At 72.1% G+C, this 14970-nt stretch carries 15 protein-coding genes; 8 read left to right on the top strand and 7 right to left on the bottom strand.

What is annotated here, in order from left to right:
* Positions 1–70: 70 nt before the first annotated feature.
* A complete protein-coding gene (gene resB / locus ACETWP_RS09635; RefSeq protein WP_373972068.1) occupies positions 71–1630 on the top strand; it encodes a cytochrome c biogenesis protein ResB in 1560 nt (519 codons plus the stop codon).
* A 14-nt stretch (positions 1631–1644) separates the two neighbouring features.
* On the top strand, positions 1645–2706 hold the full coding sequence (gene ccsB, locus ACETWP_RS09640) for a c-type cytochrome biogenesis protein CcsB (RefSeq protein ID WP_373972018.1): 1062 nt from the start codon (positions 1645–1647) through the stop codon (positions 2704–2706).
* 102 nt (positions 2707–2808) lie between these two features.
* Here the strand turns inward: ccsB and ACETWP_RS09645 are convergent, their stop codons facing one another.
* Entirely contained in the window at positions 2809–3348 is a 540-nt protein-coding gene (locus ACETWP_RS09645) for a PLD nuclease N-terminal domain-containing protein (protein WP_373972019.1), read from the bottom strand.
* A 54-nt stretch (positions 3349–3402) separates the two neighbouring features.
* Between ACETWP_RS09645 and ACETWP_RS09650 the strand changes: the two genes are divergently transcribed.
* Positions 3403–3663 (top strand): DUF4229 domain-containing protein, encoded by a 261-nt coding sequence (locus ACETWP_RS09650; protein WP_373972020.1) that lies wholly within the window; start codon positions 3403–3405, stop codon positions 3661–3663.
* Between the two features lie 9 nt (positions 3664–3672).
* Here the strand turns inward: ACETWP_RS09650 and ACETWP_RS09655 are convergent, their stop codons facing one another.
* From ACETWP_RS09655 to ACETWP_RS09670, 4 genes are all read right to left on the bottom strand, one after another.
* Complete coding sequence (locus ACETWP_RS09655; protein ID WP_373972021.1) at positions 3673–4563, bottom strand: 1,4-dihydroxy-2-naphthoate polyprenyltransferase; 891 nt, start codon at positions 4561–4563, stop codon at positions 3673–3675.
* Between the two features lie 73 nt (positions 4564–4636).
* Complete coding sequence (locus ACETWP_RS09660; RefSeq protein ID WP_373972022.1) at positions 4637–5743, bottom strand: AMP-binding protein; 1107 nt, start codon at positions 5741–5743, stop codon at positions 4637–4639.
* A gap of 51 nt (positions 5744–5794) precedes the next feature.
* Complete coding sequence (locus ACETWP_RS09665; protein WP_373972023.1) at positions 5795–6751, bottom strand: 1,4-dihydroxy-2-naphthoyl-CoA synthase; 957 nt, start codon at positions 6749–6751, stop codon at positions 5795–5797.
* 25 nt (positions 6752–6776) lie between these two features.
* Positions 6777–7214 carry a VOC family protein gene (locus ACETWP_RS09670; RefSeq protein ID WP_373972024.1) on the bottom strand — a complete coding sequence of 146 codons (438 nt, stop codon included), beginning with the start codon at positions 7212–7214 and terminating at the stop codon, positions 6777–6779.
* A gap of 211 nt (positions 7215–7425) precedes the next feature.
* On the opposite strand from ACETWP_RS09670, the gene ACETWP_RS09675 reads away from it, so the two are divergent.
* Positions 7426–8868 carry an amino acid permease gene (locus ACETWP_RS09675; RefSeq protein WP_373972069.1) on the top strand — a complete coding sequence of 481 codons (1443 nt, stop codon included), beginning with the start codon at positions 7426–7428 and terminating at the stop codon, positions 8866–8868.
* Between the two features lie 95 nt (positions 8869–8963).
* Here ACETWP_RS09675 and ACETWP_RS09680 read toward each other — a convergent pair whose 3' ends face one another.
* Positions 8964–9461 carry a PaaI family thioesterase gene (locus ACETWP_RS09680; protein ID WP_373972025.1) on the bottom strand — a complete coding sequence of 166 codons (498 nt, stop codon included), beginning with the start codon at positions 9459–9461 and terminating at the stop codon, positions 8964–8966.
* Between the two features lie 33 nt (positions 9462–9494).
* Between ACETWP_RS09680 and ACETWP_RS09685 the strand changes: the two genes are divergently transcribed.
* The gene (locus tag ACETWP_RS09685) at positions 9495–9998 is read left to right on the top strand and encodes an SRPBCC family protein (protein ID WP_373972026.1); all 504 of its coding nucleotides are present in this window, start codon (positions 9495–9497) and stop codon (positions 9996–9998) included.
* A gap of 100 nt (positions 9999–10098) precedes the next feature.
* On the opposite strand, the gene ACETWP_RS09690 is transcribed toward ACETWP_RS09685, so the two are convergent.
* Positions 10099–11559, bottom strand: a complete 1461-nt coding sequence (locus ACETWP_RS09690; RefSeq protein WP_373972027.1) for an MFS transporter — start codon at positions 11557–11559, stop codon at positions 10099–10101.
* A 311-nt stretch (positions 11560–11870) separates the two neighbouring features.
* On the opposite strand from ACETWP_RS09690, the gene ACETWP_RS09695 reads away from it, so the two are divergent.
* From ACETWP_RS09695 to ACETWP_RS09705, 3 genes are read left to right on the top strand one after another with little or no spacing between them, the layout of a single operon-like run.
* Entirely contained in the window at positions 11871–13094 is a 1224-nt protein-coding gene (locus ACETWP_RS09695; RefSeq protein WP_373972028.1) for a thiolase family protein, read from the top strand.
* Complete coding sequence (locus ACETWP_RS09700; protein ID WP_373972029.1) at positions 13095–13967, top strand: enoyl-CoA hydratase/isomerase family protein; 873 nt, start codon at positions 13095–13097, stop codon at positions 13965–13967. It begins immediately after the preceding gene.
* The gene (locus tag ACETWP_RS09705) at positions 13968–14837 is read left to right on the top strand and encodes a 3-hydroxyacyl-CoA dehydrogenase family protein (RefSeq protein WP_373972030.1); all 870 of its coding nucleotides are present in this window, start codon (positions 13968–13970) and stop codon (positions 14835–14837) included.
* The last annotated feature ends 133 nt before the right edge of the window (positions 14838–14970 follow it).

Raw genomic sequence — 14970 nt, forward strand, 5'->3', positions numbered from 1 at the left:
CCCCGAGAAGCCCGGCCCCGCGCGGGGCGGGTCCGACGACGTCGTGCTGCCGGCGCTCGGCCCGCTCGGCATGGTCCGCTGGGCCTGGACGCAGCTGACCAGCATGAAGACCGCGCTGTTCCTCCTGCTGCTCCTGGCGGTCGCGGCGGTCCCCGGCTCGCTGTTCCCGCAGCGCCCGGTCAACCCGGCCCTGGTCAGCCAGTACCTGGACAGCAACCCCACGGTGGGTCCCTGGCTCGACCGCTTCCAGCTCTTCGACGTCTACTCGTCCGTCTGGTTCTCGGCGATCTACCTGCTGCTCTTCGCGTCGCTGATCGGCTGCGTCATCCCGCGGGCCAAGAAGCATTGGCAGGCGGTCCGCACGCCGCCGCCGCGCACGCCCGCCCGGCTGTCCCGCATGCCCGAGCACGGCACGATCGCCCTGGCCGACGAGTCCGACGGCGGGCCGACGTCGGACGCCGTCGTCTCCCGCTCGGCCGCCCTGCTGAAGAAGCGCGGCTACCGCGTCCAGGAGCGGCCCGGGGGCGGATCGCCGTCCGTCGGCGCGGAGCGCGGCTACGTCCGCGAGGTCGGGAACCTGGTCTTCCACACCTCGCTGATCGGGCTGCTCGCGTCGGTCGCCATCGGCGGGGCGTTCGGCTACAACGGGCAGCGGCTGGTCGTGGAGGGCGAGTCCTTCGTCAACACCCTGGTCTCCTACGATTCGTTCTCACCCGGGACCGCGTTCGACGAGGACGGCCTGACGCCGTTCTCGGTGGTCCTGGACAAGTTCGAGGTCGAGTTCGACCGCGAGTCGACGACCCACTTCGGGCAGCCCATCGACTTCACCGCGAGCGTCACCACGAAGGATTCCCCGGGGGCGGAGCCCGTCCAGCAGGAGCTCAAGGTCAACCACCCCCTGCGCATCGGCGGCTCCGACGTCTACCTCGTGGGCAACGGCTACGCGCCCGTCGTGACGGTCAAGGACGGGAATGGCGACATCGCGTTCCAGGGTCCCGTGGTCGGCGTGCCGCAGGACGCCGTCTACACGTCCCTCGTGGTCCTGAAGGCCCCCGACGCGCGGCCGGACCAGCTCGGATTCGTCGGCCTGTTCCTGCCCACCGCGGGCGTGGCCAACGGGATCGGCATCTCGATGGACCCCAGCCCGGCCGAGCCGCAGCTCCAGCTGAACTCCTACGTCGGCGACCTCGGCCTGGACGAGGGCGAGCCCCAGAACGTCTACGTGCTGGACACCGAGGGCCTGACCGAGTTGAACAGCCGCACGCTCGACGCCGGCGGCCTGGTGCTGAACGCGGGGCAGACCCTGGAGTTGCCGCAGGGCAAGGGCTCGATCTCGTTCGACGGGCTCAAGCGCTACGTGGCACTGGACGTGCACCACGACCCGGGCAAGGTCCCGGTCGCCATCTTCGCCGCGCTCGCGTTGCTGGGGCTGGGGGTCTCCCTGTTCACCCCGCGCCGCCGGGTGTGGGTGAAGGTCGCCCCCGCGACCACCGGCTCCACAGGTGGCGGCCGTATCATCGAGTACGGGCTTCTGGCCCGCGGCGAGGATCCGCGGGTCTCGGTGGAAGCCCGGGAGCTGCGCACGCTCCTTGAGCGGGAATGGCCAGGCACCGACCGGCCGGAAGTCTAGGAGACCGAGGAATCATGCCGTCCATCAACGAAGACCTGGGTGCCTACAGCGACCTGTTCATGCTGCTGGCCGCGATGGCCTACGCCGTGGCGTTCATCGCGTTCGCCTGGGACCTGGCCAAGTCCAGCAGGACGATCCGCGAGATCGAGTCGTCCGTGCTGGCTGCCGAGGCCGAGCAGCTCGCGCACGTCGGGGCTTTGCCGCACGCCGCGGGCGGGTCCGTTCCGGCCCCGACCGCAGGCCACCGCGCCGCCGCCGGCCCCGGCGACGGATCCCCGCTCGTCAACGAGTCCATGGACTACGCGCCGGGCTCCGGCAAGCGGTCCGCCGCGCGCATCGCGGTCTCCCTGACGTGGCTCGCCGCGGCCATCCACGCCGTCGCCGTCGTCACGCGCGGTATCGCCGCCGCCCGCGTCCCGTGGGGCAACATGTACGAGTTCCTGAGCACCGGGGCGCTCGTCGTCGCCGTCGTCTTCCTGCTGGTGCTGCTGCGCAAGGACCTGCGCTTCATGGGCACGTTCGTGATCGGCCTCGTGACGCTGATGCTCTGCGCGGCGACCATGGGCTTCCCGACGCCGGTGGCCCACCTGGTGCCGGCGCTCCAGAGCCCATGGCTGGTCATCCACGTGTCCATTGCCGTGCTGGCGTCGGCCCTGTTCACGATCACGTTCGCGATGAGCGCCCTGCAGCTGGTCCAGCACGAGCGCCAAACGCGCCTCGCGGCGGGGAAGCCGGACAAGCTCCCGTTCCTCCGGCTGGTCCCCAGCGCGGGCGCGCTGGAGAACTTCGCGTACCGGATCAACGCCGTCGCCTTCGTCATGTGGACGTTCACCGTCATGGCCGGCGCCGTGTGGGCCGAAGCCGCGTGGGGACGCTACTGGGGCTGGGACACCAAGGAGGTCTGGAGCTTCGTCATCTGGGTGGTCTACGCCGGGTACCTGCACGCGCGGGCCACGCGCGGCTGGACGGGCACGCGCTCGGCCTGGCTGAGCATCATCGGCTATCTGTGCATCGTCTTCAACTTCACGGTCGTGAACATCTACTTCAACGGCCTGCACTCCTACGCCGGGGTCTAGGAGCCTCTTTCCGCGGCCAGCGCCCGGTGCGGCAGCCGGAAGGGTGCCGTCGCCGTGCGTGGTGGGGCTGCGGCGCCGCGGCCGCTTCCTCGGGCGCCCGGCCTACTTCTCGGGAGCCCTGGTCTCCGGCGGTGCCGGCGGGTCGTTGGGCTCGTCGCGATCGTCGCGGAGCCGGTCCTCGAGGTCCTTGAGCGTCTGGGCGTCGTCGTCCGCGCCGTCGACCGCATCCCGGGTCCCCGCGGGCTCGCCGGACGCCTCGGGCTCCTCGGCCGGTGTGGACTTGCCCTCCAGTTGGTCCTCCAGCGCGCGGAGTTCGCGTTCGCGGCGGCGCTCCTCGTCCTCGCGGGCCTTCTTCCGCCGCTGGCGCTCGAGCTCGCGCAGGAAGTCGGCGTCGTCGTCGGGCGATGACGGACGCGACGGGCGCGATCCGGGACGCGCGGGGCCGGCCGGGCGGGCCGAACGCGGCCGCCCCAGCCAGAACCACAGGACCGCGCCGACCAGCGGCACCAGGACGATGGCCAGGATCCAGGCCGGCTTGGAGATGCTGCGCACGTCGGACGACGGCGTGCGGATGCACTCGATGAGCGCGTAGATCGTGACGGCGAGCGCCACGAGGGCCGCCACGATGAAGTTCTTGACCATGCACACAGTCTAGTGAAGATCGGTTGCGGCGTTCCGCCGCCGTAGAATGAAGGGGTGCAGTTTTTCAAGTACACCGTTCTGCGGCTCGCCCTGTTCTTCGTCGTCTTCGTTCCGCTCGTCTGGGGGCTTGGCTGGAACTACTGGCTGGCCGCCGTGGTCGCCGCCGTCGTGGCCTTCTGCGTGACGTACCTCTTCTTCAACCGCCTGCGTCTCGGCGCCGGGGAGGACCTGAAGGAGAAGGTGTCCGGCCGGGGACCCCGGCGCAAGGGAGCGGTCGAGCTCGACGACGAGGCGGCCGAGGACCGGCTGCCGTAGCCGCCGGACCTACTGGCGCATCATGACGGTGACCCCGAGGCCCGCCGCGAACAGCGCGCTGTAGATCAGGTTCACGATGCCGGTCTGCTTGAGCACGGGGATGAGGGCCTGGCGTTCCCGCCCCTTCAGCATGGTCCACGACGGCATGACGCACAGCGGCGCGACGAGCAGCACCAGCATCAGCCACGGATAGTCCTCCACGAGCACCAGCGGCAGCACCAGGGCCAGGGTCAGCATCAGTACGTAGCTGGCCCGCGCCGCGTCGTCGCCGATCCGCACGGCCAGGGTGAGCTTGCCCGCCTCGCGGTCCGTCGGGATGTCGCGCACGTTGTTGGCCATCAGCAGGGCCGTGGCAATCAGTCCCGTGCCGCAGGCGCCGACCCAGGCGGGGCCGCTGAGCTGCAGCACCTGCGTGAACGTCGTGCCGAGCGTCGCCACCAGCCCGAAGAACAGGAACACGAACAGCTCCCCGAGTCCCAGGTAGCCGTAGGGGCGCCGGCCGCCGGTGTAGCCCCACGCCGCGGCGACGGCGGCGATGCCGACGAGGATCAGCGGCCAGGCGCCGGAGACGAGGATCAGGACGCCGCCCGCGACGACGGCCGCGCCGAAGCACCCCAGGGCCGCGGCGCGCACGTGCCCCGGCTTCGCGGCGCCGGATCCGGTGAGCCGCAGCGGGCCCACGCGTTCGTCGTCGGTCCCGCGCACGCCGTCGGAGTAGTCGTTGGCGTAGTTGACGCCGACCTGCAGCAGCAGCGCCACGGCGGCGGCGAGCAGTGCGCGTCCCCAGCGGAGCGTGCCGTCCACCTCGAAGGCCGCGGCGGTGCCGATGATCACGGGGGCCACGGCCATGGGCAGCGTGCGCAGGCGGGCTCCTGCGAGCCATTGGGCGGCGGTGGCCACGGTTGTTCCTCTCGGTCGGGACGGTCTCGGCGTCCCATTCTCCCCCTGCCGCCGCCCGCGGGGAAATCCGCGGCTACCCGGCCAGGAGTGCCGCCACGGCCATGCGGTCCGGCTTGCCGTTGGGCAGCAGCGGCATCGCGGCGAGCCGCGCGATCCGCCGCGGCACGGCGGCGGGGCCGAGCTCGGCGCGCACGGCCGCGGCGACGGCGTCCTCCGCGGCGCCTCCGACGATCGCCGCGGCGACGACGGCGCCCCACTCGGCATCGGGCACCCCCACCACGAGCGCGGCCTCGACGCCGGGCACGGATTCGACGCAGAGTTGGACGGCGCCCGCGGAGACCTTGACCCCTCCCGTGATCACGACGTCGTCCGCGCGGCCCCGCACCGTCACGAGGCCGCCGGCCACGCCGCCGAGGTCGTCCGTGCGGAACCAGCGCGTTCCCGCCGCGTCGGTGCGGAAGCGCTCGGCCGTCAGCTCGGGGTCGCCGAGGTAGCCCGAGGCCACGACGTCGCCGCCGAGCCACAGGCGCCCGCCCTCCTCGCGCGCGCTGACGCCGGGCAGGGGCCGGCCGTCGTAGACGCAGCCGCCGCAGGTCTCGCTCATGCCGTACGTGAGGGTGACGCGCAGGCCGTGCGCGCGCGCCTGCGCGAGCAGGGCATCCGGCGCCCTCCCGCCGCCCAGCAGGATCGCGTCGAACCGCCGCAACGCGGAGAGGGTCTCGCCGGTGGGCGCCGTGAGCAGCCGCTGCAGCTGGGTCGGCACCAGGGACGTCAGCCGGACGCGGTCGGTGAGTTCGGCCGCGGCGTCCGTGAACGCCTCGGCCGTGAAAGAGCGGGCCGGGTCCATGGCCCACGGCCGCGTCCCGGCGTAGAGACTGCGGCTGAGCACGGACAGCCCGGCGACGTAGTGCAGCGGGAGCGCCAGCAGCCACTGGCCCTCCATCTTCAGTTCCAGCGCCGTGGCCATCGCGCTCGCGGCGAGCGCCTCGACGGGCAGCGCGGTGCGCTTCGGCGTGCCGGTGGACCCGGAGGTCCGCACGACGGCGGCCGTGCCGTCCGGAGCGTCTTGCGGCACGACGACGCGATGGCCCGCGGGGCCGTCGTCGTGCAGGATCTCGACGGCGGGGCCCTCCTCGTTCAGGGCCGCGGCCAGCGCCCCCAGGGTGGTGTCGATGCTCACGGCGGCGCCTTCCCGCGCCCTGCCGGGACCGCGGGTCCGCGGCCGGGCGGGCTAGAAGTAGTAGGGGTGGTTGGACCAGTCCGGATCGCGCTTCTGGAGGAACGCGTCCCGGCCCTCGACGGCCTCGTCGGTCATGTACGCCAGCCGGGTGGCCTCCCCGGCGAAGACCTGCTGGCCGGCCAGGCCGTCGTCGGCCAGGTTGAACGCGAACTTCAGCATCCTGATCGCCTGCGGCGACTGCCGCGCGATGTCCGCCGCGTACTCCAGCGCGACCTCCTCCAGGCGGGAGTGCTCCACGGCCTCGTTCACGGCGCCCTTGCGGACCATGTCCTCTGCCGAGTACTCGCGGGCCAGGAAGAAGATCTCGCGCGCGGTCTTCTGCCCGACCTGCCGCGCCAGCAGCGCGGACCCGTACCCGGCGTCGAAGGACCCCACCGTGGCGTCGGTCTGCTTGAACCTGCCGTGTTCGCGCGAGGCGATGGTCAGGTCCGAGACGACGTGCAGGGAGTGCCCGCCCCCCGCGGCCCAGCCGTTGACGACGGCGACGACGACCTTGGGCATGGTGCGCATGAGGCGCTGCACCTCGAGGATGTGCAGCCTTCCGGCGCGGGCCGGGTCGATGGTCTCGGCCGTGTCGCCGCCGGCGTAGCGGTAGCCGTCGCGCCCGCGGATGCGCTGGTCCCCGCCGGAGCAGAAGCTGTGTCCGCCGTCCTTGGGGGAGGGGCCGTTCCCGGTCAGCAGCACGGTGGCCACGTCGGGGGTCATGCGGGCATGGTCCAGGGCCCGGTAGAGCTCGTCGACGGTCCCGGGCCGGAACGCGTTGCGCACCTCCGGGCGGTCGAAGGCGATCCGGACGGTCGGCAGGTCCCGGACGATCGCTCCGCCGGCGTCGCGCTCCACCTGGCGGTGGTAGGTCATGTCCTCGAAGCCGAACCCCTCGACCACGCGCCAGCGGGTCGGGTCGAAGATGTCGGATACCTGTGCGGGAAGGGTGTCTGCGTCGCTCACCTGTCGATGATAGCCGCGGCGTCGGCTAGCCGAAGCAGAATTCGTTGCCCTCGGGGTCGGCCATGGTGTACCAGGCGAACGGGCCCTCGCTGGCCTGGTACAGGAACGTGGCGCCGCGGGACTCGAGTGCCGCGCGCAGCGCGTCCTTGTCGCCGCCCTCCAGATTCAGGTCCCAGTGCACGCGGTTCTTGACCGTCTTCGCCTCCGGCACCGCCTGGAACAGGACGCGCTGGCGCGGGGTGAGGCCCAGCTGCTCCGTGGGGCAGATGGCCGCGCCCTTCCGCCAGACCAGCCGCCCGTGGTGCTCCGTGGTGTCCGACGCGGACGCGTGCCCCTCGGCCACCATCCTGCGGACGAACGCCTCGTCCGTCGGCTCCACGCTCCAGCCCAGGGTTTCGGCCCACCAGTCCGCCTGGGCGTGGGGGTCCTTCGCGTCGACGGCGATCTGCAGAGTGTGTCCCATGCGCACACGGTACTCCGCGACGACCGGGCGTCCCACCCCTCGCTGAGCTGGGGGATTCGCCACCCGGGGGGTGCGCGGGCGTACACTGTCTCGTCCCCACGAACCCCCGGCTGTACACCCACGCGCCCGGAACCCAGAAGGAGCCCGCGTGACCGACCCCCACCACGCCACGGCCACCGATGCCCAGCGCACCGCGCGCGACGGCGACGGCGTGCACGAACGGCAGCACCACCACCCCACGACGGCGGAGGCCGAGGTCACCGCCGAGGGCTACAAGAAGACCCTGACGCGGCGCCACGTGCAGATGATCGCCATGGGCGGGGCGATCGGCGTCGGGCTCTTCATGGGCGCCGGCGGCCGGCTGGCCTCCACCGGCCCCGCGCTGATCTTCTCCTACGCCATCGCGGGCGTCATCGCGTACTTCCTGATGCGCGCCCTCGGCGAGCTGATCATGTACCGGCAGAGCTCCGGATCCTTCGTCAGCTACGCGGGCGAGCTGTTCGGCCCCAAGGGCGCGTTCCTCTCCGGCTGGATGTACGTGCTCAACTGGGTCATGACGGGCATCGCGGAGCTCATCGCGATCGGCCTGTACTTCCAGTTCTTCTTCCCCGGGGTGCCGGTCGAGGTGTCGGCCGTGTGCGCGCTGGCGCTCCTGGTCGCCGTGAACCTGTTCAGTGCCAAGGCGTTCGGCGAGTTCGAGTTCTGGGCCTCGGCCCTCAAGGTCGCGGCGATCGTGCTGTTCCTCATCACTGGCATTGTCATGGTGGTGATGAACACCCGCATCGGGGACTCCACGGCCTCCGTTGCCAACCTGTTCGCCAGCGACGGCGGCATGTTCCCGCGCGGATTCTTCATCAGCATCCTGGTCCTGAACGCGGTGATCTTCGCGTACAACGCCATCGAGCTCGTGGGCATCACCGCGGGCGAGATGGAGGATCCGGCCCGTGAGGTCCCGCGGGCCATCCGCGCCGTCGTGGTCCGGATCGTCGTGTTCTACGTCGGCTCCGTCTCGCTGCTGGCGATGCTGCTGCCCTGGGACCAGTTCAAGGCCGGGGAGAGCCCGTTCGTCACCGTGTTCGACCAGCTCGGCTGGGCGTGGATCGGCGACGTCATGAATTTCGTGGTCATCACCGCGGCGCTGAGCTCCTGCAACTCCGGGCTGTACTCGATCGGGCGCGTGTTCCGCGCCATGGCGAACAACGGCCACGCGCCGCGCTGGCTCGCGAAGATGAACTCGCGCTACGTCCCCTACGCGGCGATCCTGGCCGTCGGCGCCGTGTATCTCGCGGGCATCCTGCTGAACATCGGGCTCGGCGGAACCTACGCGTTCGACCTGGCGCTGAACACCGCCTCGATTGGCGTGATCTTCACCTGGGGATCGATCTTCGCCTGCCAGCTGATGCTGCGCCGGAGGAAGGGCAAGGTCTCCTCGCTGCCGATGCCGGGAGCCCCGTGGACCAGCCTGGCCGGACTGGCGGCGCTGGCGATCATCACGGTGCTGATCGCGTTCGACAGCATGAGCGACCCGGAGACCGGCGAGGTCTTCCCGCTGGGGCTCTACACGGTGGCGTCGATTCCGGTGATCGCGCTCGCGCTGTGGATCGGCTGGCGGAGGGTGCGCGGCAACAAGCCCGCCAACTCCTTCTACGCCTAACCAGACCGCGGAGCGCAGGACCAGACCGCGGAGCGCAGGACCCCGGCTGCCCCGCGGTCGTGCCGGTGCCGCGGCCGCCGGCGCGCTTTGCGGGCTCAGGCGGGGGGTTGCCGCAGCGCGAAGAGCGACGCCGTGGCGGTCGCGAGCACCCGGCCCTCACCGTCACACACCTCTCCGCTGCACACCGACGTCGAGCGTCCGTGATGGTCCACGCGGCCGACGGCCGTGACGGTTCCGGAGTCCGCCGTCATCGGGCGGCGGAAGCGCACGTGCAGGTCGGTCGTGGTCCACACGGTGCCGGCGGGGGTCAGCGTGTCCACGGCCAGGCCGAGCGCAGTGTCGAGCAGGGTCGCGAGGAAACCGCCGTGGCCGGTGCCGATGGTGTTGAAGTGCTGCGGCTGCGGGACCGTGCTCAGCGTCACCTCGCCCTCGGCGGCCGCGACGGTGCGCACGCCCAGCGACGCGATCAGCGGGGATTCGGGCAGGTCTCCCGCGATGACGGCCCGCAGGAAGTCCATGCCGTGCATGGATTCGACCCTCCCCCGCAGGGCGGTCGAGGCGGCGGCGACGTCGGCTGTGGCGCTGGTTTGCATGCCCAGCATCTTAGCTGCCGGTAGGCTCCCGGCATGGAATCCTTCGAAACGCGGCAGGACATCGACGCCACCGCGGACACGGTCTGGGGCGTGCTGGTCGACGGCGCGAGGTATCCGTCGTGGGTCACCGGCGTCCGGGACGTCGAGGGCGACGTCTCCGACGGTCAGGGGATCCGGATGGTCGCCGACGACGGCGGTCGCGACGAGAACCTGCGGATCACCGCCGCGGCCAACCGCCGGCTGCTGCGCTGGGAATCGGGGGCCCCGCTGGGGATGTACACGGAGGTGCTGACCTTCACCCTCGCCGAGACGGGGTTCGGCTGCACGGCGGTGCTCACCCGGGAGTTCAGCGGCCCGCTGGAGGGACTCCTCGGCCGCGCGACCGAGGACCCCCAGGGGGAACTGGACCGGCTGGCCCGGTCCCTGAAGAGCGAGGCCGAGTCCCGTGTGGGCGGTTCGCCGGCGCCGCTGCACACCGTCGATGAGCGGCGGGTCACCGGGGAGCCTCCGACCGGCGGGCCCGACGCGACGCCGTAGCCACCCTCGCGTCGTGCGCGACGGCGTGGGTGCCGCCGCGCACCACGCGACGGGACCCGCGCGACGCAACCCCGCGGCGCCGGCGTCGTGCGGGCGATGGCTAGACCCGCGTGCGTGCCCCGTTGCCGTGCCGGCCCGCGACGGCAGGCGACGCGGGCCCAGCGAGGATGCCGGTGGCGGCCGCGTCGGGGATCTCCGTCCCGCGCAGCGACGCGCCGGCCGTCTCGGGGAGGAAGCGCACCGCAACGAAGCCGATCACGCAGGCCGCCATCATGTACACGGCGGGGAACAGCAGGAAGCCGGTGTCGGCGATGACCGCCTCGTTGACCAGCGCCGCGGTCCCGCCGAACAGCGCGGTGGCCACGTTGTAGGTGATCGCGAACCCCGCGAAGCGCACCTGCGACGGGAACATGGCCGGGAAGGTCGCCGTGATCGTCGCTAGTTGCGGGATGTAAAGCAGCCCGAGCACCGCGAAGCCGACGATCGCCAACGCGAAGCTCTGTCCCATGAGCCAGAACATGGGCAGCGCGAGCACGAACAGCCCGACGACGGAGGCGTACCAGAGCGGCTTGCGCCCGACCCGGTCGGACAGGCCGCCCGCGAAGGGGATGACCGCCATCATGGCCAGTTCGCCGATGAGGATCACGGCTAGCGAGGCCTCGGAGGGCAGGCCCAGCTGCGTCTCGAGGTAGGTGGGCATGTAGCTCAGGAGCGTGTAGTTCACGACGTTCAGGGCGATGACGAGCCCGGACATGACGAGCATGGGCCGCCAGTACCCGCGCAGCAGCGACCCGAGATTGCCGCCCTGCGCCACCTCCCCGCGTTCCTCGAGTTCCTGGAACACGGGCGTGTCCTCCAGCCGGGACCGCAGGTACAGGCCGATCAGACCCATGGGCAGCGCGAGCATGAACGGCACGCGCCAGCCCCAAGACATCATTGCCTCGTCGGAGAGCGCGACCTGGAACCCGAGCATGACGGCGGTGCCGAGGGCGAAGCCGCCCAGGGTTCCGAACTCCAGGAACGAGCCGAAGAAGCCGCGCCGCTTGTCGGGCGAGTACTCGGCCATGAAGGTCGCGGCGCCGCCGTACTCGCCGCCGGTGGAGAACCCCTGCACCATGCGCAGGAGCACCAGCAGGACCGGAGCCCAGAGGCCGATCTGGTCGAAGGTCGGCAGGATGCCGATGGCGAAGGTGGCAGCCGACATCAGCAGGATCGTCGCGGCGAGGATCGTCTTGCGCCCCAGCCGGTCACCGAGCGGGCCCCAGACCAGGCCGCCGAGCGGGCGGACCAGGAAGGAGATCGCGAACGTGGCGAGCGCGTAGAGGGTGCCGCCTTCGGAGGGGAAGAAGTGGGCGGTGATGTAGGTGATGGCCACGGCGTAGACGCCGTAGTCGAACCACTCGGTCGCGTTGCCCATGGCCGAGGCGGCGGTCGCCCTGCGGACCTCGCTGCGCCCGGACGGCGTCGCCATGTCGGGTCCGATGTCCTCGCGGTGGTCGATGCCCGCGGAGGTGCCTCCGTCGCGCGGCGTGGTGGAGTGTTTGCTGTTTTCCGGTGGCAAGGGTGCCTTCCCTGAACTGTTCAGCGTGCGTCGGCCCGGTGCCCGCGGATTCGGGGAATCCCGCGGTGACGGCCCACGATCCGGCGGCATGGCCCCGGAATCGGTCAGCCCACGACGGTACGGAGGCGCCGCCCGGCCTGTCAAACGGGCCCCGGGAGGGTCCGCGTGTTAACCGGACCCGCCGCCTCGTGTCGGGCAGGGTTGACCGGGCGGCCCCGCGGTGGGAATCTCTTAGTGAACGATTGGTCGGTAAATGGGCGCGTCCGCGCGCCCGGCCCACCGCGTCCCGAGCATCAAACGAAGGAGTTTCCATGGCCGAGGCATTCCTGGTGGGCGGAGCCCGCACCCCCGTCGGACGCTACGGGGGTGCCCTGAGCACGGTCCGCCCGGACGACCTCGCCGCGCTGACCATCCGCGCCGCCGTCGAGCGCGCGGGCATCGACCCGTCCCTGGTCGAGGAGGTCATCTTCGGCAACGCGAACGGCGCCGGGGAGGAGAACCGCAACGTCGCCCGGATGGCCTGGCTGCTGGCCGGGTTCCCCGACACCGTCCCGGGCATCACCGTGAACCGGCTCTGCGCCTCGGGCATGAGCGCGATCACGATGGCCTCCCACATGATCAAGGCCGGCGCGGCGGAGATCGTGGTCGCCGGCGGCGTGGAGTCGATGTCCCGCGCGCCGTGGGTGATGGAGAAGCCGTCCACGGCCTTCGCGAAGCCCGGCGCCGTGCACGACACCTCGATCGGCTGGCGCTTCCCGAATCCCGCGTTCCTCTCCGGGGAGCTCTCCCGGGACGGCAAGGCCACGTTCTCGATGCCCGAGACCGCCGAGGAGGTCGCGCGCGTCTACAACGTCTCGCGGCAGGACTGCGACGCGTTCGCCGTGCGCTCCCACGAGCGCGCGCTGGCCGCGATCGCGGCTGGCCGCTTCGCCGGGGAGATCGTCCCGGTCACCGTGCGCGGGCGCAAGGGCGACACCGTCGTGGACACCGACGAGGGCCCGCGCCCGGGCACGACCCTGGAGGTCCTGGCCGGGCTGCGCCCGGTCGTGGCCGGCGGGTCCGTGGTCACCGCGGGCAACGCCTCGACCCTGAACGACGGCGCCTCGGCGATCGTCGTCGCCTCCGAGGCGGCCATCGAGCGGTACGGGCTCGTCCCGCGCGCGCGGATCCTGGACGGCGCGTCCGCCGGCGTCGCGCAGGAGATCATGGGCATCGGACCCGTGCCCGCGTCCCGGAAGGTCCTCGAGCGGACCGGCGTGGGCGTGGACGAGCTCGCCGCGGTCGAGCTGAACGAGGCCTTCGCCTCGCAGTCCCTGGCCTCGATGCGCGAGCTCGGCCTGGACCCGGAGATCGTGAACCGCGACGGCGGCGCGATCAGCCTGGGGCACCCGCTGGGCTCCTCGGGCTCGCGCCTGGTCATCACCCTGCTCGGGCGCTTGGAGCGCGAGACCGCTCCCGGGGTCCGCAGGCTCGGGCTCGCGACGATGTGCGTGGGCGTGGGCCAGGGCTCGGCCCTGCTGATCGAGGGCGTCTAGATGGCCGCGGACCACGTCGCCGGCACCGGCGACGGCGACGGGATCCCCTCCGGCGCGGCGTCCCCCGGTGGCGGGGGCCCGCGCCTGGACCCGGCGGGCTTCGCCACGCTGCTGCTCGAGGAGTCCGCGGACCGGATCGCGGTCCGGCTGCACCGGCCCGAGGTGCGCAACGCGATCGACCAGGAGATGGTCGACGAGCTCCACCGGGTGTGCGCGCACCTGGAGCGGACCCCGAAGATCCTCATCCTCGCCGGCACCGCCTCGGACCCGGGCGCCGGGGCCGCCCGGACGGGGATCAAGGGCGTCTTCGCGTCCGGCGCGGACATCGCCCAGCTGCGCGAGCGCCGCCGCGACGACGCCCTCGCCGGGATCAACTCGCGCGTCTTCGACCGCGTCGCGAAGCTGCCGATGCCGGTCATCGCCGCGCTGGACGGCTACGCCCTGGGCGGCGGTGCGGAGCTCGCGTACGCGGCGGACTTCCGGATCGGGACCCCCGGGCTGCGGATGGGCAACCCGGAGACCGGGCTCGGGATCCTCGCCGCGGCCGGGGCGACCTGGCGGCTGCGCGAGCTGGTCGGCGAGCCGCTGGCCAAGGAGATCCTGCTCGCCGGGAAGGTCCTCACCGGCGCGGACTGCCTCGCCGCGGGGCTCGTGACCGAGCTCGTCGAGCCCCCGGAGCTGCTGGGCGCCGCGCACGCGCTCGCGGACCGGATCGCCGCGCAGGACCCGCTGGCGGTGCGGATCACCAAGACCGTGTTCCACACCCCCCGCGAGGCCCACCCCGTCATCGACACCCTGGCCCAGGGCATGCTTTTCGAGTCCGACGCCAAGTTCGAGCGCATGCAGGCCTTCCTCGACCGAAAGAAGAAGTAAATGACCGACTCCACCCTTCCCGCGGGTCTTCCCGCCCGCGTCGGCGTGCTCGGCGGCGGGCGGATGGGCGCCGGCATCGCGCACGCGTTCCTGCTCAACGGCTCCCACGTCGTCGTCGTCGAGCGCGACGAGGCCTCCGCCGAGGCCGCCCGCGAACGCGTCGAGTCCGCGGCCGCGAAATCGATCGAACGGGGGGCCTCGGACGCGAACCTCGACGAGATGGCCTCGCGCCTCCAGGTTGGCGTGGACCACGCCGCCTTCGCGGACCGCCAGCTGGTCATCGAGGCCGTCCCGGAGGACTGGGACCTGAAGGTCGCGGCCCTGCGCGGGGTCGAGGAGCGCCTGGCCGCGGACGCGTTCCTGGCCTCGAACACGTCCTCGCTGTCCGTGGACGGGCTCGCGGCCGAGCTCGCGCGGCCCGCGAACTTCCTGGGCCTGCACTTCTTCAACCCGGTCCCGGCGTCCACGCTCATCGAGGTCGTCCTCGGGAAGCGGACAGGCCCCGAGCTCGCCGACGCCGCCCGCGGCTGGGTCGCGGCGCTGGGCAAGACCGCCGTCGTGGTCAACGACGCGCCCGGCTTCGCGTCCTCCCGGCTCGGGGTCGCGATCGCGCTCGAGGCGATGCGCATGGTCGAAGAGGGCGTCGCGTCCGCCGAGGACATCGACAACGCGATGGTCCTGGGCTACAAGCACCCGACCGGCCCGCTGCGGACCACGGACATCGTGGGCCTGGACGTGCGCCTGGGCATCGCGGAGTACCTGCACTCCACGCTCGGGGACCGCTTCGCGCCCCCGCGGATCCTCAGGGACAAGGTCGCCCGCGGCGAGCTCGGCCGCAAGACCGGCCAGGGCTTCTTCGACTGGAGTTAGGACCACACACGGACGCCCGGCCGCCGGACGCTTCCCGGGTTGTGGGTCCTCCCGGCGGCCGGAAAGCCCCGCAACCCGGGGCGCGTTCCGCGGGGCGGCGGGAGGCCCCCGCCACGCGGGACACGCGGCGGCC

It is taken from the genome of Arthrobacter halodurans (genome assembly GCF_041877255.1).
GTDB lineage: Bacteria > Actinomycetota > Actinomycetes > Actinomycetales > Micrococcaceae > Arthrobacter_N > Arthrobacter_N halodurans.